This is a genomic window from Bacteroides sp. MSK.18.37 (assembly GCF_019129155.2).
GTDB lineage: Bacteria > Bacteroidota > Bacteroidia > Bacteroidales > Bacteroidaceae > Bacteroides > Bacteroides ovatus.
Genome location: NZ_JAHOIB020000001.1, coordinates 5,635,129 through 5,656,768, shown reverse-complemented (window position 1 = coordinate 5,656,768; position 21,640 = coordinate 5,635,129). Strand labels below are relative to the sequence as shown.

Sequence of the window (21,640 nt, the reverse complement as noted above, 5' to 3'; positions counted from 1 at the left end):
TAAATTGCCGAAGGTCTTGAAAAATATCAAATTTTACAAAAATAAAAGAAGTCGATTAATATCCCATCTCATGTAATGCACGACACAATTGGTCAGGACATGAAGTCGGTCTGCCACCACAATGCACTCCTTCAAGTTTTGCGATAACATCCGCTACCTTCATTCCTCTCACAAGGCGGGAAATACCTTGAAGGTTACCATTACATCCTCCCCAGAAAGCAACTTCTTTCACCACTCCATCTTCCACATTCAGTTCGATGTTGGTGCTGCAAGTTCCCTGGGTTCTATACACATATTCCATAACCTTGTCTTATTCTCCCTCTTCCGGCTGCATATTGGTATAAACAGTCTGCACGTCGTCAAATTCTTCCAAACGTTCGATCATCTTATCCAATGTTTCGCGCTGTTCCGGAGTCACCTCTTTCATGTCGTTCGGGATATAAGTGAAGTCTCCACCGACATCTTCAAAGCCACACTCCTCCAGGTGTTTCTGAATAGCGGCATAGCTCTTGGGATTACCATAGATAGTGATTGTTCCTTCTTCATCATCCTCTTCGTATTCATCTTCCACATCATAATCGATCAGATCCAGAATCAGTTCTTCCATATCCAATCCGTCTTTCTTCTTGAAAGTGAATACACATTTGTGGTCGAACAGGAACGCGAGAGATCCCATTGTACCGAGATTACCGCCAAACTTATTAAATACCGAACGAACGTCAGCCACCGTACGGGTTGTGTTATCTGTCAGCGTATCCACAAATACAGCAATACCGTGAGGACCGTATCCTTCGTAAGTCATGCTCTTGTAGTCGCTCTGGTCTTTACCCATTGCGTTTTTGATAGCACGTTCAATATTATCCTTCGGCATATTTTCACGCTTACAAGTAGCGATCACCGAACGCAAAGTCGGGTTATTTTCAGGTTCCGGACCGCCTGCCTTTACAGCTATCGCGATTTGTTTACCCAGTCTTGTAAATGTTTTAGCCATGTGGCCCCATCTTTTCAGTTTAGCGGCCTTTCTATATTCAAATGCTCTTCCCATTGGTTTATATTTTTAGATTGAAATTTTAAGTTTATCTAAGTTTGGCACCCAGCTTATCTTCCAAGTTCTTCACCAGTTTCGACATGATCTTATCAATCATCTTATCATTCAAAGTCTGGCTCTCATCCTGAAGCAGGAAGCTCACTGCATACGACTTCTTGCCTGCTTCCAGATTTTTACCTTCGTACACATCGAAGAGTTCCACTTCTTTCAGCAGCTTCTTCTCTGTTTCGTAAGCAATCTTTTCAATTTCGGCAAACTGCACATTCTTGTCAAGCAACAATGCCAGGTCACGTTTCACAGCAGGGAACTTGGAGATTTCCTTGTAGCTGATCTTCACAGAACGGATAGCCTTCATCAGTTCCTTCCAGTTCAAGTCGGCAAAATACACTTCATTGTCAATATCAAATGCTTTCAACAGCTTCTTAGTCACGATACCGAAGGAAGCAAGACGCTTACCCCCCTTCGTATTGATAGAAAGTGCGGCAGCAAAAATATCGTCCGTCAGATTACCGACAACCAGATTGTGCAAATCCAGTCCCAGACGCTTCAATATATTTTCTACATAAGCCTTCAATTCATATACCGAACTGTTCTCATCTGCATGTGCCCATGAATTGGAAACCTTCTTACCGGTTACCCACAAGCCCAAGTGATAATCTTCCGAGTAAGGAGCCAATACCTTCTCTTCATTCTTCTTGTCAGCATCGAAATGATAGCAATTACCGAATTCGAAGAACTTCAAATCAGCATTCTTACGATTTGCATTATGAGCAATACTTTCCAGTCCACCGAACAGCAAAGTCTGACGCATAGCGTTCAAATCCGCACTCAACGGATTCAATAACATCACTAGATGGTTGGACGGATAAGTCTCCATACCATCATAATAAGCAGCACGCGTCAATGAGTTGTTCAGGATCTCATTAAATCCGCAGCCCACCAATTGCTCTGCAATCAGGTTCTGCAATTTATTCGATTTATCATGTTCACCTTTGGTAGTCAGGCTGGAGTTCAATGTAGTCGGGATTTCAACATTGTTATATCCGTAGATACGAAGAATATCTTCAATCACGTCACAATCACGCTGCACGTCTACACGATAAGGAGGAACAGCTAATGTCAGCCCTTCCGCCGTTTCATTAGTGATCTTCATTTCCAGGCTGGTCACAATGCTCTTGATTGTCTCTACCGGAATTACTTTTCCTACCAAAGAATGTACTTTCTCATAAGCCAGATCAACTATAAAATCGGGTGCAGGAGTAGTGAACACGTCTTTTATTTCAGAAGAAATCGTACCGCCAGCCAGTTCTTTAACCATCAAAGCAGCCAGTTTCAAGCAATATATCACACTGTTCGGATCGATACCGCGTTCGAAACGGAAAGAAGCATCCGTATTCAAGCCATGACGGCGGGCTGTCTTACGCACCCATGTAGGATGGAAATAAGCACTTTCAATGAATACATCTGTCGTAGCTTCCGTAGAACCGGAGTCCAGTCCGCCGAATACACCGGCAATACACATGGCCTCTTCCTTGTTACAAATCATCAGGTCGCGTTCGTTCAATTTACGTTCCACCTCATCCAGCGTAACGAACGGGGTTCCTTCCGGCATTGTCTTTACAATTACTTCATTGCCTTTTATCTTTCCGGCATCGAAGCAATGCAACGGCTGACCGAAAGCATGAACGATATAATTAGTAATATCCACTACATTATTAATAGGACGCACCCCGATCAGACGCAATTTGTTTTGCAGCCATTCCGGGCTTTCCTTCACAGTGACACCTTTCACCGTAACACCGGCATAATGCGGACAAGCTTCGCTGTTTTCCACCTTCACTTCAATATTCAAGTCATGGTTTTCCACTTTAAAGCCGTCTACCGACGGACGTTGCAAAGTAGCCTGTTTGCCGTTCTGAATCAGATAAGCGTACAAGTCACGAGCCACCCCATAGTGAGAGCAAGCATCCGCACGGTTAGGCGTGATGTCCACTTCAAGCACATAGTCGCTCTTGATATTATAATAATCCTTGGCAAGCGTACCCGGAACAGCATTTTCCGGCAATACGATAATACCTGCATGATCCGTACCGATACCGATTTCGTCTTCGGCACAAATCATACCAGTAGATTCCACCCCACGGATTTTTGATTTCTTGATGGTAAAACATTCGTCACCGTCATAAAGTTTTGTACCTAAAGTAGCTACCACCACTTTCTGTCCGGCAGCCACATTCGGGGCACCACAAACAATCTGTACCGGTTCACCGTCTCCCAGATTGACAGTAGTAATATGCAAATGGTCAGAATTAGGATGTTCCGTGCAGGTCAGCACTTCACCGATCACCAGTCCTTCCAAACCACCTTTAATGGTTTGCACTTCTTCTACACCACCTGTTTCCAAGCCAATAGACGTCAACGCAGCAGCCGTTTCATCGGGCGTCAGGTCGAAGTTGACATACTCTTTCAGCCAGTTATAAGAGATATTCATATATTTAATTTTTTATTGTTTCTCAAAAAGATTTGCAAAGTTAATAAGATTTTTCGGTTGACCGAGAAGGTTAGATAAAAAAGTTTATAGTTGATAGTTACCATGCGGAATAACATACAGATAGAAGAAATGTTGCGCAGAGCATTTTCACTATCAGTTATCAACTATCAACTATTAACTAAAATGGTAACGGTCCATCTCCCGGTGCTCCGAATGGATTCTCCGTCTGCGGTGCAAAATCAGGTGCGGGAGGAGGTATGGAACCAGCATTACCTGTATTCATTTTCGATCCTAACATAGCTCCTGCAGGCTCGCCCGGCATCGGGATCACCATATCGTCTTCCGGATTAGAGAAACGGGTAAACTCACCCTTAAAGCGGAGCAACACCTCGCCTACCGCACCGTTACGATGCTTGGCGATTACAATTTCCGCCATACCGCGCAAGTCATTACCACGATCATCCTGAAATATCTTATAGTATTCCGGACGATGGATAAAGCACACCATATCGGCATCCTGCTCGATGGCTCCCGATTCACGAAGGTCACTCAACTGCGGTCGTTTACCATCAATACCTTCACGACTTTCCACACCACGATTCAACTGTGACAGTGCGATAATCGGAATACTCAACTCTTTCGCCAATCCTTTCAACGAACGGGAAATGGTACTAACCTCTTCCTGACGGCTACCAAACGCCATCCCACTCGCATTCATCAACTGAAGGTAGTCAATGATGATGATTCGCACCCCATGTTCGCGTACCAAACGACGCGCTTTGGTTCGAAGTTCAAACACAGACAGAGACGGCGTATCATCCACGTAAAGCGGTGCATCCATCAGATTCTTCAGTTTATAGTCCAGTTGTTGCCATTCATAATTTGCCAACTGCCCGCTTTTGATTTTCTCGCTCGGAATCTCGCAGACATTCGCAATCAAACGGTTCACCAACTGAACGTTACTCATTTCAAGAGAGAACAACGCCACCGGGTTCCGGTAATCCACCGCAATATTCTTAGCCATTGAAAGAACGAAAGCAGTCTTACCCATAGCAGGACGGGCAGCTATAATAATAAGGTCGGAATTCTGCCAACCCGAAGTCATCTTATCAAGTTTCGTGAAACCACTCTCCAGACCACTCAAACCATCGGTTCGAGCCGCAGCTTTCTGAATTAGTTTATAGGCTTCGTCAATCACCGGATTGATCTGCGTATAATCTTTTTTCATATTCTGCTGTGAGATCTCGAAAAGCTTACCTTCCGCTTCCTGCATCAAGTCGTCCACGTCCAGGGTCTCGTCAAACGCTTTACTCTGGATATTGCTCGTAAACGTTATCAACTCACGCGCCAGCGATTTCTGTGCAATAATACGGGCATGGTATTCAATATGTGCGGATGAAGCCACCTTACTACTCAATTGAGTAATATAGAAGGGACCTCCCACCTCTTCCAAGTCTCCGCGTTTACTAAGTTGTTCCTTTACAGTCAGAATATCCACCGGTTTCTGGTTCACCGCAAGATCGACGATAGCAGAATAAATCAACTGATGCCGGCGTTCGTAAAATGATTCGGGACGAAGAATTTCACTCACCAATGAATAAGCGTCCTTTTCAATCATTAAAGCTCCCAAAACTGCTTCTTCCAGTTCAGGCGCCTGCGGCTGAATACGACCATAATCATTTACCGGTTGTATTTTAGTAGACTTTGAATTGCGGGTATTTCTTTTCTGTTCGGCCATCGAGATATTTACTATTTTACGATTTACTATTTATTATTTTACGACTGGACAGACTCTATTATCACATTTATCACGGAATTCTTCCAGTCGAGACGACAAAGATAGAATATAATCACGAAGAATGAATAAGGAAAAATGAAGATTTTAGTAACTTTGCTCCCGATTCACATTATCCAGCTATGATTAATTGTAATGTGAAGCACTGTAAATAGTAAATAGTAAAATAGTAAATAGAAATATGATTGCTTTTCCCAATATCAAAATAAACCTGGGACTTTCCATCACGGAAAAACGCCCGGACGGATACCACAATCTGGAAACAGTTTTCTATCCGGTGGCTCTGGAAGACGCACTGGAAATCCGTACCTCCCCTAACGCTGACCGAAAATTCACTCTCCACCAACATGGAATGGAAATAGCCGGTAACCCTGAAGACAATCTGGTAGTAAAAGCCTATTTATTGATGGATAAGGAATTTCATCTCCCTCCTATCGAAATCCACTTATACAAGCACATCCCTTCAGGAGCCGGACTGGGAGGAGGATCATCGGATGCCGCTTTCATGCTAAAGTTGCTCAACGATCATTATCAGCTGGGAGTATCCGAAGAACAATTGGAAGTATACGCTGCCACTTTGGGAGCAGACTGCGCTTTCTTTATCAAAAACAGACCGATATTTGCCGAGGGAATTGGAAACATCTTCTCCCCGGCCGAACTTTCATTAAACGGCTACCAAATCATGATTATAAAACCGAATGTTTTTGTTTCCACCCGGGAAGCCTTTTCAAACATTCATCCCCATCGTCCGAAATATCCGGTTAGGGAGGCAATCCAGCGTCCTGTACAAGAATGGAAGGATACGTTAATCAATGATTTCGAAGCAAGTGTATTCCCGCAACATCCCGTCATTGGAGAAATCAAAGAAGAACTCTATCATCAAGGAGCAATCTACGCATCCATGAGCGGCTCCGGCTCATCCGTATTCGGGCTGTTTGCTCCCGGATTCGTCTTACCGGAAATTGATTGGGGAACTGACGTATTCTGCTTCAAAGGTACATTAAACAAATAAATCTCACTAACAATTATGTTTTGACTATTTTTTCAAAATCCCAACATGGCAGCGGGGTGTATATTGAGTACCCGGCAAAGCAAGCGAGCTATTTTTAAAGTAGGTTCCGAGCGACCCGAAATATAATCATTCACGCGTGAAGGGCTAACCCCTATTTCACTGGCAAGCTGTTTTTGTGTCATCCCCTTTTCTTCAAGGGACAATTCTATCAATTCTGCTACGGTTGGTTTTTCTATAGGAAAATGTTCCTTCTCATACGCAATCACTATATCAGACATAACAGAAAGCTCCACCATGCTCTTGTCATTTGCAGGAGTGCTGTCGTCCACCAAAGGCAGAAGTTCTTCGACTCTTGCCAATGCAAATTCGTATTGTTCTTTCGTTATTTTAGTCATATCTATTATATTATATAGTTGAACAATCTATTTTATCATACTCTTTATGAGTTCCCACCCAACGGACAAAAATGTATCCCACCGTAAATTTAACAACCACTACCAGCCGATAGTTGTTCCCTCTGATATTAAAAACATAGTGTTGATTGCCCACATAATCAGTCGATAGAAAATCCGCTTTTATATCAGACAAATTCCGCCATTCTGCTTTTTCCGCTATATCATACCAACGTTCTAAAGCAACACGTGAATCTTCACACCCTTTCGTCTCGTAGAAATCTTTCAATTTCTTATGTGATACTACTCTCATATCTTATTCATTTGATACAAAATTACAAAATAATTTTGGATAACAAAAGAATTAGTGCTAAATATTTTATAAAACAGAACATCCATGCTGGGCGTACCAAAAAAACGGTACCACGACTCACGTCGTAGTACCGTCACAACACAAACACAAAATAAAACACGACAAAACTACTATGCAATCTTTCCTGTCTATGCCGGGGAGGCATAAGTACTATCTACGTATATTCGCATACTCATAAACAGCTTCAGGTCGATTAGCATCAATTAAACAAATCGCATGCACGATTTGTTTAAACTTTTATGTTATTTAAAACAAGTTTCTCTTTTATTGAATCCCTCTTTCACGGAGTTTCAGCTGCCAGTTCCATGCAGAACGTAAAGTATCTTCTAAAGTTTCTACGGCTTTCCAACCCAGCTCTTTATTAGCAAAATCCGGGTTAGCCCAAACTTTTTCAATGTCACCTGCACGACGTCCGACAATCTGATAATTCAATTTTACGCCAGTGGCTTTTTCAAAGCCATTTATTAATTCCAATACAGAAACACCACGTCCTGTACCAATATTAAATACTTCTACTTTTTCTTTTTGTTTCTTTTCCAAGATACGACGGATAGCAATCACGTGTGCTTTAGCCAAGTCAACGACATTGATAAAGTCACGGATACAAGAACCGTCCGGTGTATCATAATCGTCACCAAACACGCTAAGTTTCTCACGGATACCGATGGCTGTCTGGGTCAGATATGGAATCAGGTTTTGAGGAACCCCGTTAGGCAGTTCACCCAGCAATGCAGTAGGATGCGCGCCAATCGGGTTGAAATAGCGCAACATGATCGCATTGATCGGAGCACCTGAAGCTACCGTATCACGAATAATCTCTTCATTGATCTGTTTGGTATTTCCATAAGGTGATTCCGCTTTCTTAATCGGAGCTTTTTCCGTTACCGGCAGCTCGTCCGGCTGACCGTATACTGTACAAGAAGAAGAGAACACAATACCTTCTACTCCATGTTTTGGCATCAGTTCGAGAAGGTTAATCAAAGAAACCAGGTTATTACGGTAGTAAAGCAACGGTTTTTGTACCGACTCTCCTACTGCTTTGCTAGCTGCAAAGTGAATGATTGCCTTAATTCCTTTATATTTTGCAAATACTGCATCCAGACCGGCAAAGTCCAAACAGTCCAGCTTTTCAAAAACTGGGCGAATACCGGAAACTTTCTCTATATTGTCAACAACGTCGGCACTTGAATTTGATAAATTATCGATGATGATTACTTCATATCCACTGTTTTGTAGTTCTACAACAGTATGAGACCCAATGTATCCTGTCCCGCCTGTTACTAAAATTCTTTCTTTCATATACTTTATAAAAAATGGTTAGTTTCTCGGCTTATTATTGTTTGAGTTACAAATGTATGGAAATAAAATGGAATTGCAATAATCTGCCACAAATTTATTTGCTGAAAAGTAATTAAGGTACGATTTGGTAGCATTTAGGTATAAAAAAGAATTGGAAACTCTAACCTGTATGTCGCCACACAGCAGAGCTTCCAATCCCCTATTTAATCATCAACTGTAAATCCTTACACCACGCCGGAGAATCCCATGAATGCCATAGCAAGCAAACCGGCGGTAATCAAAGCAATCGGAGTTCCTTGCATTCCTTTCGGAATTTTCACAAGGCTCATCTGTTCGCGCAATCCGGCAAAAAGCACCAGTGCCAGACCGAAGCCGATAGCTGTAGAGAATGCGTATACAACACCTGTCAGCAGGTCATAGTCTTTCTGAATCACCAGGATAGCGACACCAAGAATACAACAGTTCGTTGTAATCAGCGGCAAGAACACACCCAACGCCTGATACAGGGCCGGAGACACCTTTTTCAGGATGATTTCCACCATCTGCACCAATCCGGCAATCACCAGGATAAATGTAATCGTCTGTAAGTATCCCAGTCCGAAAACATCCAGTACAAATTTCTGAATCAGGAAAGTGACGATGGTAGCGATGGTCAACACGAAAGCAACCGCAGCGCTCATACCCATCGCAGTTTCCACCTTCTTGGATACGCCCAGGAACGGACAGATACCCAGGAACTGCGACAACACGATGTTGTTTACAAAGATTGCCGAAATAAATATCAATATATATTCCATATTCTTTTCTTATTTAATTGAATTAGGCTTTCTTGAAACTGTTAATCAACGCAATGAGGTATCCCAAAGCGATGAAAGCGCCCGGAGCCAATACAAACACCAACATTCCATATTCTTCCGGCATGATGGTCAAATCGAAGATTTTACCGGTTCCCAAAAACTCGCGGACAGCACCCAGCAAGGTTAGGGCGATGGTAAAGCCAAGCCCCATACCGATACCGTCGAACATAGAAGCAACTGCGTTATTCTTGGCAGCGAAGGCTTCGGCACGTCCCAGTACAATACAGTTCACTACAATCAACGGAATGAAAAGACCGAGTGTAGCATACAGTCCCGGCACGTAAGCCTGCATCACCATTTGAAGCAAGGTCACGAAAGATGCGATCACCACAATAAACGATGGGATACGCACCATGTCCGGAATCAGGTTCTTTATTAAAGAGATCACCACATTCGAGCAGATCAATACGAACATGGTAGCCAGTCCCATACCCATACCATTGATAGCCGATGATGTAGTACCCAATGTAGGACACATACCGAGCAGGAGTACAAACGTAGGATTCTCTTTAATAATCCCGTTCATCATTACTTTAAAGTTATTCATATCTGTCTCCTTTCTTAATTAGCACTGACTGAATCAGTTAGTTCAACTTTAATCGTAGCTCCCGTAGCAGCGTCAGCAGCATCTGCGTCCGCGCCTTTCGCTTTTTGAGAAGCACCAGTTACCCCGTTCACTTCCCCGCCTTCGGCCTTATAGGCTTGATAAGCAGCATTCACGGCATTCAAGAAAGCACGTGAAGTAATGGTAGAAGCCGTGATGGCATCCACCGCTCCCCCATCTTTGCTGACGGTCAACGGAGCTTCACCCGGATTCATACCCAAAATAGATTTCGTACTCTCTTCGTGAGATACTGCCTTTTCTCCTTTCGCAGGATCATACGCTCCGAACCATTTGTCGGCTTTAGAGCCCAATCCCGGAGTTTCCGTGTGAGCCAACAGAGAGTAGTTATAGATTTTTCCTTCGGCATTAAAGCCTACCAGCACTTTCAGTTCACCGCCAAATCCCATTGATTTAGCTTCGACAGCGGTTCCTACAAGTTCTTCACCGTTCTTAGCCGGATAAACGATAAAGTCAACATTCTTCTTTCCGTCTTTCTCACTGAAGATCGTATCGCTTTCCGCTACCGGATTATTGGTAAATTCGGGAAGAACCTTTTTCAAGGCCTCGTTCAGTGTCTTCGCGTTCGCTTCGGCAATGGGGCCTTTTGTCAGTTCATTTACATAAGCCAGCAACGCAACGGAAATAGCAGTCACTCCCGTAAGTACCAGCAACATATTCTTTAAAGATGATTCTAACTTTTTCATTTCTTCTTCGCTACCTCCCCAAAGCGTTTTGGTTTACAATAGGTGTTAATCAGCGGAGTGAACGCATTCATAATCAGGATGGCGAACGACATACCTTCGGGATAGGCGCCGAACAGACGGATAACTACCGTCAGCAGACCGATACATACACCATAGATCAGCATCCCTTTCTTACTCATCGGAGAAGTCACATAGTCGGTTGCCATAAAGACAGCACCCAGCATCAGACCACCGGAAAGCAACTGCAATACCGGAGAAACGTATTTTTCCGGATCTGCCAGGTGCATGATGCCTGCAAAGACAAACACAGTAGCCAGGATAGACACAGGAATATGCCAGGTGATGATTTTCTTCCAGAGCATATAAACGAGTCCGATCAGCAGAGCCAGTGCACTCACTTCACCCAAGCATCCGCCATTCTGTCCGATCAACAAGGTCAATGCGTCCGGAATCTGGCTTAAAGCGGCAGTGTCACCGTAAATGGCTTGCTTCATCAAGGCCAGCGGAGTGGCACCGGTGGTAGCATCCGTATAAGCGGTCAACTGTCCGACTACCGGCCAGCTGGTCATCTGCACCGGGAAAGAAAGCAGCAGGAATACGCGACCTGCCAATGCCGGGTTGAAAGGATTGCAGCCTAATCCGCCGAAAGACATCTTACCTACACCGATAGCAAACAGTGCACCGAGGATAATAATCCAGATAGGCAAGTTAGACGGTAAATTAAATGCCAGCAACACACCTGTGATGATGGCAGAGCCGTCGCAGATGGTGGTGGTCGGTTTCTTCATTAAATATTTTCCGATCGCCCATTCGAAGAACAAACAAGCCGCAACGGAAGTAGCCGTGACAATCAGGGCACCCAGTCCGAAGAAATAGAGAGACACCAGAAAAGCCGGAATCAGTGCAATCAGCACGCCATACATATTTTTCTGTACGCTGTCTCCGCCATGAACGTGGGGCGATAGTGATACGATTAATTTATTTTCCATATTCGTTATTTTTTAGCTTGACGTGCACGAATCATAGCTCCTACTTTGCCTTTACCCAGACGACAATAGTCGAGCAGCGGACGGTTGGCAGGACAAGTGAACTGGCAAGAGCCGCACTCAATACAATCCATGATTCTTTCTTTTTCCATTGTTTCAAAATCTCCGTTTTCAGACAAGGCTCCGAGCAAGTACGGTTCCAGTCCCATCGGACAGGCACTCACGCACTTCGCGCAACGGATGCAGGTTTGAGCTTCACCACGTTTGGCTTCCTTCCGGTTCATAATCAGGATGCCGGAACTGCCCTTCGCAGTAGGAACCTCGATATTTACGAGCGCCTTACCCATCATCGGACCACCGCCGATCACCTTACCCGTATCTTCGGGCAAACCACCGCAAGCGTCAATCAACTGTTTCATCGGTGTACCGATACGAGCCAGGAAGTTGGACGGCTTCGCAACCGACTTTCCCGTCACGGTAATCACCCGTTCAAACAACGGTTTATTCTTCTGCACAGCTTCATAAACGGCAAACGCCGTTCCCACGTTCTGCACGACTGCTCCCGTAGAGATAGGCAACGCACCGCTCGCCACCTGACGTTTGGTGATCGCATCGATCAGCTGCTTTTCACCTCCTTGCGGATATTTCACCTTCAAGGGAACGACTTCGATGCCTGCATAGCTGGAAGCTACTTTAGTCATCAGTTCGATAGCATCGGGCTTATTATTTTCGATTCCGATAAATGCCTTGTTCACTTTCACTGCTTTCATCAGGATGGAAACACCTACCATGATTTCTTCCGCGTGTTCCAGCATCAGCTGATGGTCGGCAGTCAAATAAGGTTCACATTCTACGGCATTGATAATCACACATTCAGCTTTAAAAGAAGGAGGAGGACAAAGTTTCACCTGTGTAGGGAAACAAGCACCACCCAGACCAACGATTCCGGCATCGGCAATTTTCTTCACGATCTCTTCTGCCGGAAGTTCACATTCCTTCACCAGTGTGGCGCTACGGTCGATTGTTTCTTCCCATTCGTCGCCTTCCACATCGATAAAGATAGCAGGTTTCGCATAACCGCTGGCATCGACAATAGTATCAATCTTCGCCACTTTACCACTGACTGAAGAGTGAATTGCTGCCGAAACAAAGCCGGCAGGTTCAGCAATCTTAGTGCCTACCTTTACCACATCCCCTTTCGCTACAACCGGTTTTGCAGGCGCACCAATGTGCTGCCCCAGCAAAATAACAGCCTTTGCAGGAACTTCCGCTGTGATAATAGGTTGATGTGCCGACAATTTATTTTCGTGTGGATGAACTCCACCAATTGAAAATGTCTTTAACATACAGTTCTGTATTTTATTCTGTTATTATTCTGTTACTTTCGGAGCTTCTGTAGCCTTTTCAGCAGGAGTTTCCACTTTTGCTGCCGGTGCAGGAGTTTCCACCGTTTCTTTAGAAACAGCAGCCGGTTTTGGAGCAGCCGGAGCTTCTTCTTTCGGTTTCCTCGGCGGGAAATTCAATTCGATAATGGTATTCTGCGGACAGACTTCCACACATTTGCGGCAAGATTTGCACTTGTGCGGATCGATGTAAGCCAAGTTGTTCTCCAACGTGATAGCTTCGAACGGACAAGTCTTCACGCATTTGCCACAGCCGATACAGCTCACTGTACAAGCCTTACGTGCCACAGCTCCCTTGTCTTTATTCACACAAGAGATATACACACGGCGTGATTTCTTTCCTTGCGGACGGATTTCGATGATCGCCTTCGGACAAGCCTTCACACAGGCACCGCAAGCGGTACATTTCGCTTCATCCACTTCCGGAAGTCCTGTTTCAGGATTCATGTGGATGGCATCGAACTGGCAGGCAGCCACACAATCACCACACCCCAGACATCCGTAACTACAACCCGTTTCCCCACCATAGAGCGAAGCGGCAATAGCGCAACTCTTCGCACCGTCGTACTGATTAATACGCGGACGATTCATACACGTTCCGTTACATCTTACCACTGCTACCATCGGTTCAGCTTCTCCGGCTGCAAGCCCTAGGATATCAGCAATTTGTGCCATGACAGGCTGTCCGCCTACGGGGCAGAATTTACCATCCAGCGAACCGGCTTTGACGCAAGCGTCGGCAAAGCCGCTACAACCGGGATAGCCACATCCACCACAATTAGCCTGGGGAAGCACTTCTCCCACCTGGGCAATCCGCGGGTCTTCATACACGGCAAATTTCTTGGAAGCCACATAAAGAATAGCGGCCAGCACGAGCGCTATAGCTCCCAATGAAATCACTGCAATCAGAATCAAATTCATAATGTTTTTAGTTATTTATTGGTTTTATAGTAAATGAAAATTGTTGTTTGAGTCGCGTTTTATTGAGCCATAAAACGAAATAATAAGGTATAAGGACAGCCAGAGAAAGAAGAGCTGCATACAGTTCATTCTCTACCAATGCCATCAAAAGAAACAACGAAAATATAAGAAGTACGAAAGGAAGTACGAAAGCCAACAATACCGCCATCATGCCCATCGACGTTTCGCCGACCACCATCACCTTCTCTCCTACCTGATAGGAAGAAGCTGCGGTATCTATGATATCTATGATTTTGTCCTTACTATCCGCCGAGGAACAATGCCCCTTTGCGCTACATGCCGCACAAGCCGATGTCTGGACAATCCTCACCGACAGATGAGAACCCTGTATGTTTTCCACAATACCTAGATGCTTTATAGTATTATTCGTCATTTTGCAAACTCCGCATTACAAATCGCGGCAAATTTAATCATTATTTGTGAACTACGAAGCATTCCTCAAACTTTTTCTACCTAATAAAATGTTATTTTTTGTGTTTTCGTTATCGCACACGGAAAAGGTATGGCTACCATTTGATATTTCCCAAGAATGACAAATAGACATCCTAAACAAAAAAATCCCGGCCGTTTTTATTTATTCAGCCGGGATTTTCTATCAATTATTTCACGGATTACTCCACTATCCTCTTCTTGTAGTAGCGCAGATACATTCTCACCAACGTATTCAAAATCAGTTCAATCTCCTCTTCGTTGTAGGCATTCAAACAGAGATTCATTACTTTTATATAATCGTTCAATGGGAGATTTAGCCCTTTTTTATGCCATTCAAAACATCATGTCCCATACCCAGGGTCTCGCATACATACTCATTTTTCAATTTCGCACGTTTAAGCAACTCATTAATATAAGCTCCCAAATCACTGCAACAAACCGTTTTCTTTTTCATCTTTGTTTTTTGTTGTTAAATACACACTTTAATAATTAAATATTTTAACTTTTATCCTCACATATCAGGGTAGAGTCTATTTTGTTATTACTACCTTCATGCCGTGTTTTTGAAACACACTCATATTTTTTGCAAAAATAAACATTTTAACTTATAACAAAAAGAAAATGATGTCAAACAACTACAGAATGTCCTATTTTATGCCACCTATCGCTCCCATCAAAGACAAACAAGGCCGACTGATGACTCCTCCCACGCTTATCCCCTTCTGCGAAGTCTCCATCGAACAAGTTTTCCAAATGATTACTTGCAATGAGAATCTCAAAACCCTGACCGCACAAGTACGGAATGCCACAGATATACGAGCCGCCAAAGCATCATTGCTTCCGTATGTGACCCCTTGCGGCACATTCACCCGCCGTAGCTGTAAGGATTTCGTCTCCCCGTCTCATCTGGTGATAGTAGATGTGGACGGTCTCCACTCTTATCAGGAAGCAGTAGAAATGCGACGTATGCTCTATGATGATCCTCTCCTACAACCTGTACTCACCTTTATCAGCCCCAGCGGACTGGGTGTAAAGGCATTTGTTCCCTGCCATTATTCCTCCACGACAAATGATGTCCAAAATATCACAGACAACATGAGTTGGGCGATGCGGTACGTAGAGACGGCATACAATACGGTAACAGCAGTTTCTTCCGAAACAAAATCCAAAGTAGATTTCTCCGGCAAAGACCTCGTGAGATCCTGTTTCCTTAGTTACGACCCGGAAGCATTGTTCAGAACCACCAACGAATAAATCATAAATCAAAAATCATAAATCCAAATGACTGATATTGAATCTTTATGCCGTCTCACCGAAGCAGTCGAAGCGGCAGGAGCGGACATTGCTCCCACTTATCTTGAATACGTACAATTGTCATTCGCCATCGCAACGGATTGCGGCGAAGCAGGACGTGAGTTTTTTCACCGCCTATGCCGGGTCTCTCCCAAGTATCAGCGCGAACATGCCGAACGGGTATTCTCCAACGCACTCCACACCCAACGCGGAGAAGTGCACCTGGGCACCGCTTTCCACCTGGCCGAAGCGACGGGAGTCGCCATCAGCTATGTGGAGACAGTGGGGACAGTAAGGACAGCCCCTCAAACTCTCACACAGGCACGCGCGTATAATAAGGTGGCAAATGAGGAAACAGACGAAGAAACGATCACGGAAGAAAAAGAAGAACTGCTATCCGGTAGCGATCCGCAACACCCGCTCCCCACTCTGCCGGAAGCAAACTGGCCGAAACTCCTGCAGCGTATCATCAAAGTTGCGAAAAGTGAGATTCAACGCGACATCATGCTGATGGGAGCATTCACCGCGCTGGGAGCTTGCATGTCGCGCCACGTGCGATGCCTCTATGGCGGCAAATACTATTATCCCAGCCTCCAATGTTTCATCGTGGCGCCCTCTGCTTCCGGCAAAGGCATCCTCTCCTACCTCCGCCTGCTCGTGCAACCCATCCATGACGAGATTCGCGCGAAAGTGGCGGCGCAAATGAAGATCTATAAAAAAGAAAAAGCCGAATACGACGCGATGGGAAAAGAGCGGTCGAAAATGGAAGTCCCGCAAATGCCCCCTAACAAAATGTTCTTGATTTCGGGCAACAACACCGGCACAGGCATCCTACAAAACATTATGGACTCCGAAGGTACAGGACTTATCTTCGAGTCGGAAGCCGACACACTGTCCACCGCCATCGGATCGGAACACGGCCATTGGAGCGACACGCTGCGCAAAGCGTTCGACCACGACTTCTTGTCCTACAACCGCCGCGGTAACCAAGAATATCGGGAAACAAAAAAAGTCTGCCTTTCGCTCCTGATGTCGGGCACCCCACTCCAAGTGAAAGCCTTCATCCCGACAACGGAAGACGGAGGATCCTCCCGCCAGTTGTACTACTACATGTACGGAATCGACAAATGGGTCAGCCAGTTTGTAGACGACGAAACAGACTGGGAAGAGGTATTCAACGCTCTGGGACTGGAATGGAAAAAACAACTGGACGTGATAAAGAAGAATGGTATCCACACGCTGCAGCTCACGAACGAGCAGAAAAGCGAAATTGACGCCGTCTTTTCGGAGTTGTTCGATCGTTCGAGCATAGCCAACGACAGAGAAATGTATAGCTTTGTGGCGCGTATGGCTATCAATTTGTGCAGGATCATGTCGGAAGTAGCCGTGTTGCGCGCGCTCGAACACCCGAATCCCTACAGCCTCCAAATTTCCTCCTCCTCCCCCTTCACACCCGACAAGTCTATTCCTTCGGACAACCGCAAGGACGGCATCGTCACCCGCTGGAACGTATCCATCTCGGCGGAAGACTTCCACGCCGTATTAAATTTGGCGGAACCTCTCTACTGTCACGCCATGCATATCCTGTCATTCCTCCCCAACACGGAAGTCAGCCACCGGCCCAATGCCGACCGGGATTTCCTCTTCCAGCAACTGGGTAAGGAATTTACCCGCACGGAGTTGCTGGAAAAAGCAACAGCTCTGGGTATCAACAAAAGCACCGCCATCACCTGGCTGAAACGTCTCACCCGACAAGGTAAGCTAATCAGTGTAGACGGCAAAGGAAGTTACGCGCGTGCGTGTGTGTATGAGTGAAACGGGGAAAGTGTCCCCACTGTCCCCGCCTTACTTACTGTAATCGTTTGGACTGGTACACTCATTTTGATTACCGCATCCGTTTTTACTGTATAAAGCATCGCTTTAGAAGGTGTAAAGCTAAGCTTTAGACATCGTAAAGCGGTGCTTTATGCATCATAAAGCGACGCTTTATTTAAGGCTCTCCCAGGGCATCCACAATCACTCTCACCTCCAATGGTGTAAATGAACGTCGCTTTGATTCGTAGCCTAAGTCGTACAGGCGTTGCAGAAGTCCGGGACACAAAGAGATCCATTTCTTCATTTTTCGATAGGCAGCAATATCGGTAAGTTCCGGAGAATAGAGTTGCGCCAGCTCCATGCGCCCGTAGGCACGTATTTTGAATTCGTTCATAATGGATAAATTTCTGATTTACAATTACAAAAATAGCAAAATATTTCTACATAGCCAACGCTTTTTCATTGAATAATCGATCATAATTGCACACAACCGACAACAATCGTACGCAACTGTGTACTATTGATTTTCCGGAGTTTGAGGGTGGTATCTTTGTATCGTCGAAAGGGAAAAGAATCCCCGGACAATATGTTTAACCCTTTAATTTATTGTTTTATGATTCGTTACAAAATTTATCAGAACCAGCAGAAGAAAGGCTTGAATGCGGGTAAGTGGTTCGCCCGTGCAGTAAGCGACGAGACGTTTGATTTGGCTAAGCTTGCCGAACACATGTCGAAGCACAATTCACCGTATTCCGGTGGTGTCATCAAAGGTGTGCTTTCGGATATGGTAGATTGCATCAAGGAATTGTTGCTGGATGGCAAATGTGTGAAAATTGATGATCTTGCCATTTTTGGTGTGGGTATTCGCAGTAAGGCAGCCGATACGCTGGAAGAGTTCTCGTTGGAGAAGAATATTAGCGGCATGCGTCTGAAAGCTCGTGCCACTGGTAATCTGTCGACCAATAATCTGAAACTCGACAGTCAGTTGAAACAGCAGGCGGAATATCAGAAACCGACAACTGCCGGAGGAGGTTCTGATTCGGATGACAACCCTGATCCGAAACCGGATGGAGGTGGTGAAGCGCCTGACCCGGCTGCCTAAAAGATTCACCACTGACTACACAGATTTCCACAGATTATATTGAATTGGTAGTTGCTAAAGTAGTCGATTATTTATCTGTGTGAGTCTGTGTAGATCTGTGGTAAACCTATGGCAAACCTACAGTAAATCTGTGGTAAAAGAAAACTATTATTAATTTATTTAAAACCTGTTATTGTATGAGTAAATCATCATCTTCCCGCTCTGTATGGAGCTTAGTCCTCAAAATCGTTATCACTGTAGCCACCGCCATCGGAGGTGTGTTCGGAATACAAAGTTGCATGTAACCCCATGCGGACTATTACATTAATTATCATTCATTGCAGTGCCACGCCGGAAGGAAAGTCCCTTTCGGCGGAGGCTTGCCGACAGGATCATATCTTGCACCGTGGTTTCCGTGATATTGGCTATCATTTTTACATCACTCGTGATGGGGAGATTCACCGGGGACGTGCGTTAGAAAAGGTCGGGGCACACTGCCGTAATCATAACACCCATTCGATAGGTGTTTGTTATGAGGGAGGACTGGATGCGAACGGGAAACCGAAAGATACGCGTACATTGGAGCAAAAAGGAGCTTTGCTTGCTTTGTTGAGGGAGTTGAAAAGGCAGTTTCCGAAAGCACTGGTCGTGGGACACCGGGATTTGAATCCAATGAAAGGATGTCCGTGCTTTGATGCGGTGAAAGAGTATTCCCAAATAATTTCTTATCAAAAATAGCTCCTTTTAGATTTCCACCACAGCTTATTGTATAAAAAAATATCAACGATCTTCACAGACAGTTGGTATTTTTTGGAAATCATATTAGTGTTAACACTAATATGAAGAGCGAGATTAGGGCAATACCACTGTATTGCTCCTAATCTACTAAATGCAGGGATTCATGTTTGTCACATGAATCTAGGGACCTACATTTTTCCATCTCATTGTAAATGTTCAATTATAACTTAACGTATTAAAAAGCACTTTCAGTACTTCCTATTCATTTCATCTGTTTTTCATCGTTTAACGAACATAAGCTCCATCTTTAGCCTCAAAGATGACAGATGGTTCAATCACTTCCACAGTATGCCATGCACCCTTAGGTATCTGACAACCATATTTGGTTTCTGTAGGATTGAGATGGATACGCTGTACTTCTCGATACTCAACCTTACGAGCTACATCTTGTACATTCATCCCTTTCTGAAAATCATCCGTATCCTTCTCATACGAAATTACTTCCTCATAAATTACTTCGTCCAACTTACCACACAGGCAGATTACTGTTTCGGTAGTATCTTCATGTCGATGAATGGGCACAACTGTACCCGGAAGTAACGCGTTAAGCATTCGCTGACTGGTATCTGCAGGTGAGGTACGCAAATCGAAGTTCTGACGTAAACGTGGATTCTCTTTAGCTTCTGCAAAGAGAGCTTCAAGTAATTGTTTATTTATTTCCATACTATACATTCAATTATTGAGCATCTTCTTTACCCTTCCAGGAACAAAGAGGTAAGAACAAAACGCCCATAGACCTCTCATAAACTCCATAAACCACACATTAATATCTTCTCAGTACAACTTGAAATGCTTCAGCATACTTACATCCCCACTGACTGCCTCGCATTGCCGCTAATCCCTCAATATATTCATTGCTACGAGGATGAGGGTAAGGCCGCATAACACCACGGTACATTGCCAATGCCTTGCACTTGGCTTCCACACCTTCCATACCCACCTCAACATAACAGTTAGGACGAAACAAGTTCATGGCATCATTAATAGCCCATTCACTACATGAAGGCACTTCCATATACCAAAATTCTTTCACTGGCTTCACACTTGGCTGACGTTGGAACAAACGGATAGCTTCCTGGCAAGCCATTGAAGTCTGCAAATGATCATTGTTGGTATCAGCTGGATGATGAGTAATAATAATATCTGGTTCACTTTCACGAATAGCACTCTCAATGAACTGTACCAACTTCAAATGAGGCACTGTGTTCATCTCAATATTCGGGAACGTTGCTTCATACTTTTTACTTACACCGATAAAGTTTGTAGCTGCATCCGTATCGTCTTCCAATTCAGCATCAGAAGGACGGAACGCACGAGCCTTTGCCTCTGTACACATTATTGCCACATTGACTTCATCACCTCCATGTGACCATTTCCACATAGATGCACCTGCCCCCAGGACTTCGTCATCGGGATGTGCTACTACTAATAAATATTTCATTGCATTTGTTTTTATTTTATTTTCTTCTGCTTACACTAAACTCTAACACCATTGATCATCATTCATCTGATCGGTACTGTATTCGTTCATTTATCCATTGTCATCTTTGCATCCTCAACAAACTCATTCAACATCCAAGTGCATTCTTTACCACACACTGCATAGAGTATGCAAACGACAGTATATACTATCATCTTTAAATCGTAGAATATGCCAGCCTTTTGGACATACGTATATTCTAATTCACGACGTGTAGGATATACCTTTTCCATATACTCTTTCTCATCTGTGATCTGATCACCATAGATAAAGTCATAAAGTGCTGCCGGTCCGCTCAATCCTACCGGCACTTTTGCCGCCTCATTCCATTTTCCATAACGAAACATACCAAATTGGTCTTGTGCTACCGGACGTGGCCCAATTATTGACATAGTGCCATTTAAAATATTCAACAACTGCGGTAATTCGTCAACCTTCACTTTGCGAATAAAATGACCGAACGGAAATATACGATCCTCGTCGGGTCTTAAAGAAGCCTCTGTAGCAGCTTTTGCCACTCGCATAGAACGAAATTTATACATTTTGAATGGTTTGTTATTCTTACCTATACGACGAGCTGTATAGAATACTGGTCCCCAGTCGGAAATCAAGATTCCGATAATGCCGACTATCCATAAAGGTGATGTACCAATGATGCCTATCAAGGCACAGATAAAATCAAATATCCGCTTGATTACTTTGTAAAACATTATACCATTTATATATCTTTGTTATATTCAATAAGTTAAAGTACCAGCTATATGTGCAACCAAATTATAATTATCGTTTTCCTTTG

25 protein-coding genes are annotated in these 21,640 nt (G+C 44.2%); 6 read left to right on the top strand and 19 right to left on the bottom strand.

Annotated features, from left to right (window positions below):
• Positions 1 to 55: 55 nt before the first annotated feature.
• The 4 genes from KSX81_RS21875 to dnaB form a co-directional block, all read right to left on the bottom strand.
• Positions 56 to 301: a TIGR03905 family TSCPD domain-containing protein gene (locus KSX81_RS21875; protein ID WP_004295596.1), complete on the bottom strand. Its 246-nt coding sequence runs from the start codon at positions 299 to 301 to the stop codon at positions 56 to 58.
• 9 nt (positions 302 to 310) lie between these two features.
• Positions 311 to 1,045, bottom strand: coding sequence for a YebC/PmpR family DNA-binding transcriptional regulator (locus KSX81_RS21870; RefSeq protein WP_004295595.1), 735 nt, complete (start codon positions 1,043 to 1,045; stop codon positions 311 to 313).
• A 31-nt stretch (positions 1,046 to 1,076) separates the two neighbouring features.
• Entirely contained in the window at positions 1,077 to 3,539 is a 2,463-nt protein-coding gene (gene pheT / locus KSX81_RS21865) for a phenylalanine--tRNA ligase subunit beta (protein WP_004295594.1), read from the bottom strand.
• A 178-nt stretch (positions 3,540 to 3,717) separates the two neighbouring features.
• Complete coding sequence (gene dnaB, locus KSX81_RS21860) at positions 3,718 to 5,277, bottom strand: replicative DNA helicase (protein ID WP_004295592.1); 1,560 nt, start codon at positions 5,275 to 5,277, stop codon at positions 3,718 to 3,720.
• A 238-nt stretch (positions 5,278 to 5,515) separates the two neighbouring features.
• Here dnaB and ispE point away from each other — a divergent pair, with 238 nt between their 5' ends.
• The gene (gene ispE / locus KSX81_RS21855) at positions 5,516 to 6,346 is read left to right on the top strand and encodes a 4-(cytidine 5'-diphospho)-2-C-methyl-D-erythritol kinase (RefSeq protein ID WP_004295591.1); all 831 of its coding nucleotides are present in this window, start codon (positions 5,516 to 5,518) and stop codon (positions 6,344 to 6,346) included.
• 32 nt (positions 6,347 to 6,378) lie between these two features.
• Here the strand turns inward: ispE and KSX81_RS21850 are convergent, their stop codons facing one another.
• The 11 genes from KSX81_RS21850 to KSX81_RS21800 form a co-directional block, all read right to left on the bottom strand.
• The gene (locus KSX81_RS21850; protein WP_004295590.1) at positions 6,379 to 6,741 is read right to left on the bottom strand and encodes a type II toxin-antitoxin system HigA family antitoxin; all 363 of its coding nucleotides are present in this window, start codon (positions 6,739 to 6,741) and stop codon (positions 6,379 to 6,381) included.
• Between the two features lie 10 nt (positions 6,742 to 6,751).
• Positions 6,752 to 7,051, bottom strand: coding sequence for a type II toxin-antitoxin system HigB family toxin (locus tag KSX81_RS21845; protein WP_004295589.1), 300 nt, complete (start codon positions 7,049 to 7,051; stop codon positions 6,752 to 6,754).
• Positions 7,052 to 7,375: 324 nt separating this feature from the next.
• Positions 7,376 to 8,410 (bottom strand): UDP-glucose 4-epimerase GalE, encoded by a 1,035-nt coding sequence (gene galE / locus KSX81_RS21840; RefSeq protein ID WP_004295588.1) that lies wholly within the window; start codon positions 8,408 to 8,410, stop codon positions 7,376 to 7,378.
• Between the two features lie 224 nt (positions 8,411 to 8,634).
• Positions 8,635 to 9,207, bottom strand: a complete 573-nt coding sequence (gene rsxA, locus KSX81_RS21835; RefSeq protein WP_004295587.1) for an electron transport complex subunit RsxA — start codon at positions 9,205 to 9,207, stop codon at positions 8,635 to 8,637.
• Between the two features lie 22 nt (positions 9,208 to 9,229).
• Positions 9,230 to 9,814 (bottom strand): electron transport complex subunit RsxE, encoded by a 585-nt coding sequence (gene rsxE / locus KSX81_RS21830; RefSeq protein WP_004295586.1) that lies wholly within the window; start codon positions 9,812 to 9,814, stop codon positions 9,230 to 9,232.
• A gap of 14 nt (positions 9,815 to 9,828) precedes the next feature.
• Positions 9,829 to 10,575, bottom strand: a complete 747-nt coding sequence (locus tag KSX81_RS21825) for an RnfABCDGE type electron transport complex subunit G (RefSeq protein WP_004295585.1) — start codon at positions 10,573 to 10,575, stop codon at positions 9,829 to 9,831.
• Positions 10,572 to 11,564, bottom strand: a complete 993-nt coding sequence (locus KSX81_RS21820; RefSeq protein ID WP_004303572.1) for an RnfABCDGE type electron transport complex subunit D — start codon at positions 11,562 to 11,564, stop codon at positions 10,572 to 10,574. Before KSX81_RS21820 ends, KSX81_RS21825 begins: the two co-directional genes overlap by 4 nt.
• Before the next feature lie 5 nt (positions 11,565 to 11,569).
• Complete coding sequence (gene rsxC / locus KSX81_RS21815) at positions 11,570 to 12,907, bottom strand: electron transport complex subunit RsxC (RefSeq protein ID WP_004295583.1); 1,338 nt, start codon at positions 12,905 to 12,907, stop codon at positions 11,570 to 11,572.
• Positions 12,908 to 12,931: 24 nt separating this feature from the next.
• Positions 12,932 to 13,885 carry a Fe-S cluster domain-containing protein gene (locus KSX81_RS21810; protein WP_217725990.1) on the bottom strand — a complete coding sequence of 318 codons (954 nt, stop codon included), beginning with the start codon at positions 13,883 to 13,885 and terminating at the stop codon, positions 12,932 to 12,934.
• Positions 13,886 to 13,892: 7 nt separating this feature from the next.
• Positions 13,893 to 14,318 (bottom strand): SoxR reducing system RseC family protein, encoded by a 426-nt coding sequence (locus tag KSX81_RS21805; protein WP_004295581.1) that lies wholly within the window; start codon positions 14,316 to 14,318, stop codon positions 13,893 to 13,895.
• 372 nt (positions 14,319 to 14,690) lie between these two features.
• Entirely contained in the window at positions 14,691 to 14,831 is a 141-nt protein-coding gene (locus tag KSX81_RS21800; RefSeq protein WP_004295577.1) for a hypothetical protein, read from the bottom strand.
• A gap of 170 nt (positions 14,832 to 15,001) precedes the next feature.
• Between KSX81_RS21800 and KSX81_RS21795 the strand changes: the two genes are divergently transcribed.
• A complete protein-coding gene (locus KSX81_RS21795) occupies positions 15,002 to 15,631 on the top strand; it encodes a BT4734/BF3469 family protein (protein ID WP_217725991.1) in 630 nt (209 codons plus the stop codon).
• 27 nt (positions 15,632 to 15,658) lie between these two features.
• Positions 15,659 to 17,485, top strand: a complete 1,827-nt coding sequence (locus tag KSX81_RS21790) for a DUF3987 domain-containing protein (RefSeq protein ID WP_128131264.1) — start codon at positions 15,659 to 15,661, stop codon at positions 17,483 to 17,485.
• A 175-nt stretch (positions 17,486 to 17,660) separates the two neighbouring features.
• Here KSX81_RS21790 and KSX81_RS21785 read toward each other — a convergent pair whose 3' ends face one another.
• On the bottom strand, positions 17,661 to 17,879 hold the full coding sequence (locus KSX81_RS21785; RefSeq protein WP_004297475.1) for a DUF4248 domain-containing protein: 219 nt from the start codon (positions 17,877 to 17,879) through the stop codon (positions 17,661 to 17,663).
• 219 nt (positions 17,880 to 18,098) lie between these two features.
• Here KSX81_RS21785 and KSX81_RS21780 point away from each other — a divergent pair, with 219 nt between their 5' ends.
• The 3 genes from KSX81_RS21780 to KSX81_RS21770 all read left to right on the top strand — a co-directional run bounded on the left by KSX81_RS21780 (position 18,099) and on the right by KSX81_RS21770 (position 19,304).
• Entirely contained in the window at positions 18,099 to 18,587 is a 489-nt protein-coding gene (locus KSX81_RS21780) for a DNA-binding protein (RefSeq protein WP_117513150.1), read from the top strand.
• Between the two features lie 176 nt (positions 18,588 to 18,763).
• Positions 18,764 to 18,871: a smalltalk protein gene (locus tag KSX81_RS21775; protein WP_004295566.1), complete on the top strand. Its 108-nt coding sequence runs from the start codon at positions 18,764 to 18,766 to the stop codon at positions 18,869 to 18,871.
• A gap of 4 nt (positions 18,872 to 18,875) precedes the next feature.
• A complete protein-coding gene (locus KSX81_RS21770; RefSeq protein ID WP_004303579.1) occupies positions 18,876 to 19,304 on the top strand; it encodes an N-acetylmuramoyl-L-alanine amidase in 429 nt (142 codons plus the stop codon).
• Between the two features lie 285 nt (positions 19,305 to 19,589).
• On the opposite strand, the gene KSX81_RS21765 is transcribed toward KSX81_RS21770, so the two are convergent.
• From KSX81_RS21765 to KSX81_RS21755, 3 genes are all read right to left on the bottom strand, one after another.
• Positions 19,590 to 20,027 (bottom strand): WbuC family cupin fold metalloprotein, encoded by a 438-nt coding sequence (locus KSX81_RS21765; RefSeq protein WP_128131263.1) that lies wholly within the window; start codon positions 20,025 to 20,027, stop codon positions 19,590 to 19,592.
• 100 nt (positions 20,028 to 20,127) lie between these two features.
• The gene (locus KSX81_RS21760; protein WP_118023961.1) at positions 20,128 to 20,805 is read right to left on the bottom strand and encodes a PIG-L deacetylase family protein; all 678 of its coding nucleotides are present in this window, start codon (positions 20,803 to 20,805) and stop codon (positions 20,128 to 20,130) included.
• Between the two features lie 86 nt (positions 20,806 to 20,891).
• Positions 20,892 to 21,554: a sugar transferase gene (locus KSX81_RS21755; protein WP_128131262.1), complete on the bottom strand. Its 663-nt coding sequence runs from the start codon at positions 21,552 to 21,554 to the stop codon at positions 20,892 to 20,894.
• Between the last annotated feature and the right edge of the window lie 86 nt (positions 21,555 to 21,640).

Bases quoted from the DNA above. Each gene is read 5' to 3' on its own strand.
- KSX81_RS21850 (WP_004295590.1), bottom strand. From the start codon at position 6,741: ATGACTAAAATAACGAAAGAACAATACGAATTTGCATTGGCAAGAGTC.
- pheT (WP_004295594.1), bottom strand. From the start codon at position 3,539: ATGAATATCTCTTATAACTGGCTGAAAGAGTATGTCAACTTCGACCTG.
- KSX81_RS21780 (WP_117513150.1), top strand. From the start codon at position 18,099: ATGATTCGTTACAAAATTTATCAGAACCAGCAGAAGAAAGGCTTGAAT.
- KSX81_RS21770 (WP_004303579.1), top strand. From the start codon at position 18,876: ATGCGGACTATTACATTAATTATCATTCATTGCAGTGCCACGCCGGAA.
- KSX81_RS21775 (WP_004295566.1), top strand. From the start codon at position 18,764: ATGAGTAAATCATCATCTTCCCGCTCTGTATGGAGCTTAGTCCTCAAA.
- KSX81_RS21820 (WP_004303572.1), bottom strand. From the start codon at position 11,564: ATGGAAAATAAATTAATCGTATCACTATCGCCCCACGTTCATGGCGGA.
- KSX81_RS21785 (WP_004297475.1), bottom strand. From the start codon at position 17,879: ATGAACGAATTCAAAATACGTGCCTACGGGCGCATGGAGCTGGCGCAA.
- ispE (WP_004295591.1), top strand. From the start codon at position 5,516: ATGATTGCTTTTCCCAATATCAAAATAAACCTGGGACTTTCCATCACG.
- KSX81_RS21805 (WP_004295581.1), bottom strand. From the start codon at position 14,318: ATGACGAATAATACTATAAAGCATCTAGGTATTGTGGAAAACATACAG.
- galE (WP_004295588.1), bottom strand. From the start codon at position 8,410: ATGAAAGAAAGAATTTTAGTAACAGGCGGGACAGGATACATTGGGTCT.
- KSX81_RS21760 (WP_118023961.1), bottom strand. From the start codon at position 20,805: ATGAAATATTTATTAGTAGTAGCACATCCCGATGACGAAGTCCTGGGG.
- dnaB (WP_004295592.1), bottom strand. From the start codon at position 5,277: ATGGCCGAACAGAAAAGAAATACCCGCAATTCAAAGTCTACTAAAATA.
- KSX81_RS21875 (WP_004295596.1), bottom strand. From the start codon at position 301: ATGGAATATGTGTATAGAACCCAGGGAACTTGCAGCACCAACATCGAA.
- KSX81_RS21800 (WP_004295577.1), bottom strand. From the start codon at position 14,831: ATGAAAAAGAAAACGGTTTGTTGCAGTGATTTGGGAGCTTATATTAAT.
- KSX81_RS21825 (WP_004295585.1), bottom strand. From the start codon at position 10,575: ATGAAAAAGTTAGAATCATCTTTAAAGAATATGTTGCTGGTACTTACG.
- KSX81_RS21810 (WP_217725990.1), bottom strand. From the start codon at position 13,885: ATGAATTTGATTCTGATTGCAGTGATTTCATTGGGAGCTATAGCGCTC.
- KSX81_RS21845 (WP_004295589.1), bottom strand. From the start codon at position 7,051: ATGAGAGTAGTATCACATAAGAAATTGAAAGATTTCTACGAGACGAAA.
- KSX81_RS21755 (WP_128131262.1), bottom strand. From the start codon at position 21,554: ATGTTTTACAAAGTAATCAAGCGGATATTTGATTTTATCTGTGCCTTG.
- rsxC (WP_004295583.1), bottom strand. From the start codon at position 12,907: ATGTTAAAGACATTTTCAATTGGTGGAGTTCATCCACACGAAAATAAA.
- KSX81_RS21765 (WP_128131263.1), bottom strand. From the start codon at position 20,027: ATGGAAATAAATAAACAATTACTTGAAGCTCTCTTTGCAGAAGCTAAA.
- rsxA (WP_004295587.1), bottom strand. From the start codon at position 9,207: ATGGAATATATATTGATATTTATTTCGGCAATCTTTGTAAACAACATC.
- KSX81_RS21870 (WP_004295595.1), bottom strand. From the start codon at position 1,045: ATGGGAAGAGCATTTGAATATAGAAAGGCCGCTAAACTGAAAAGATGG.
- KSX81_RS21795 (WP_217725991.1), top strand. From the start codon at position 15,002: ATGTCAAACAACTACAGAATGTCCTATTTTATGCCACCTATCGCTCCC.
- rsxE (WP_004295586.1), bottom strand. From the start codon at position 9,814: ATGAATAACTTTAAAGTAATGATGAACGGGATTATTAAAGAGAATCCT.
- KSX81_RS21790 (WP_128131264.1), top strand. From the start codon at position 15,659: ATGACTGATATTGAATCTTTATGCCGTCTCACCGAAGCAGTCGAAGCG.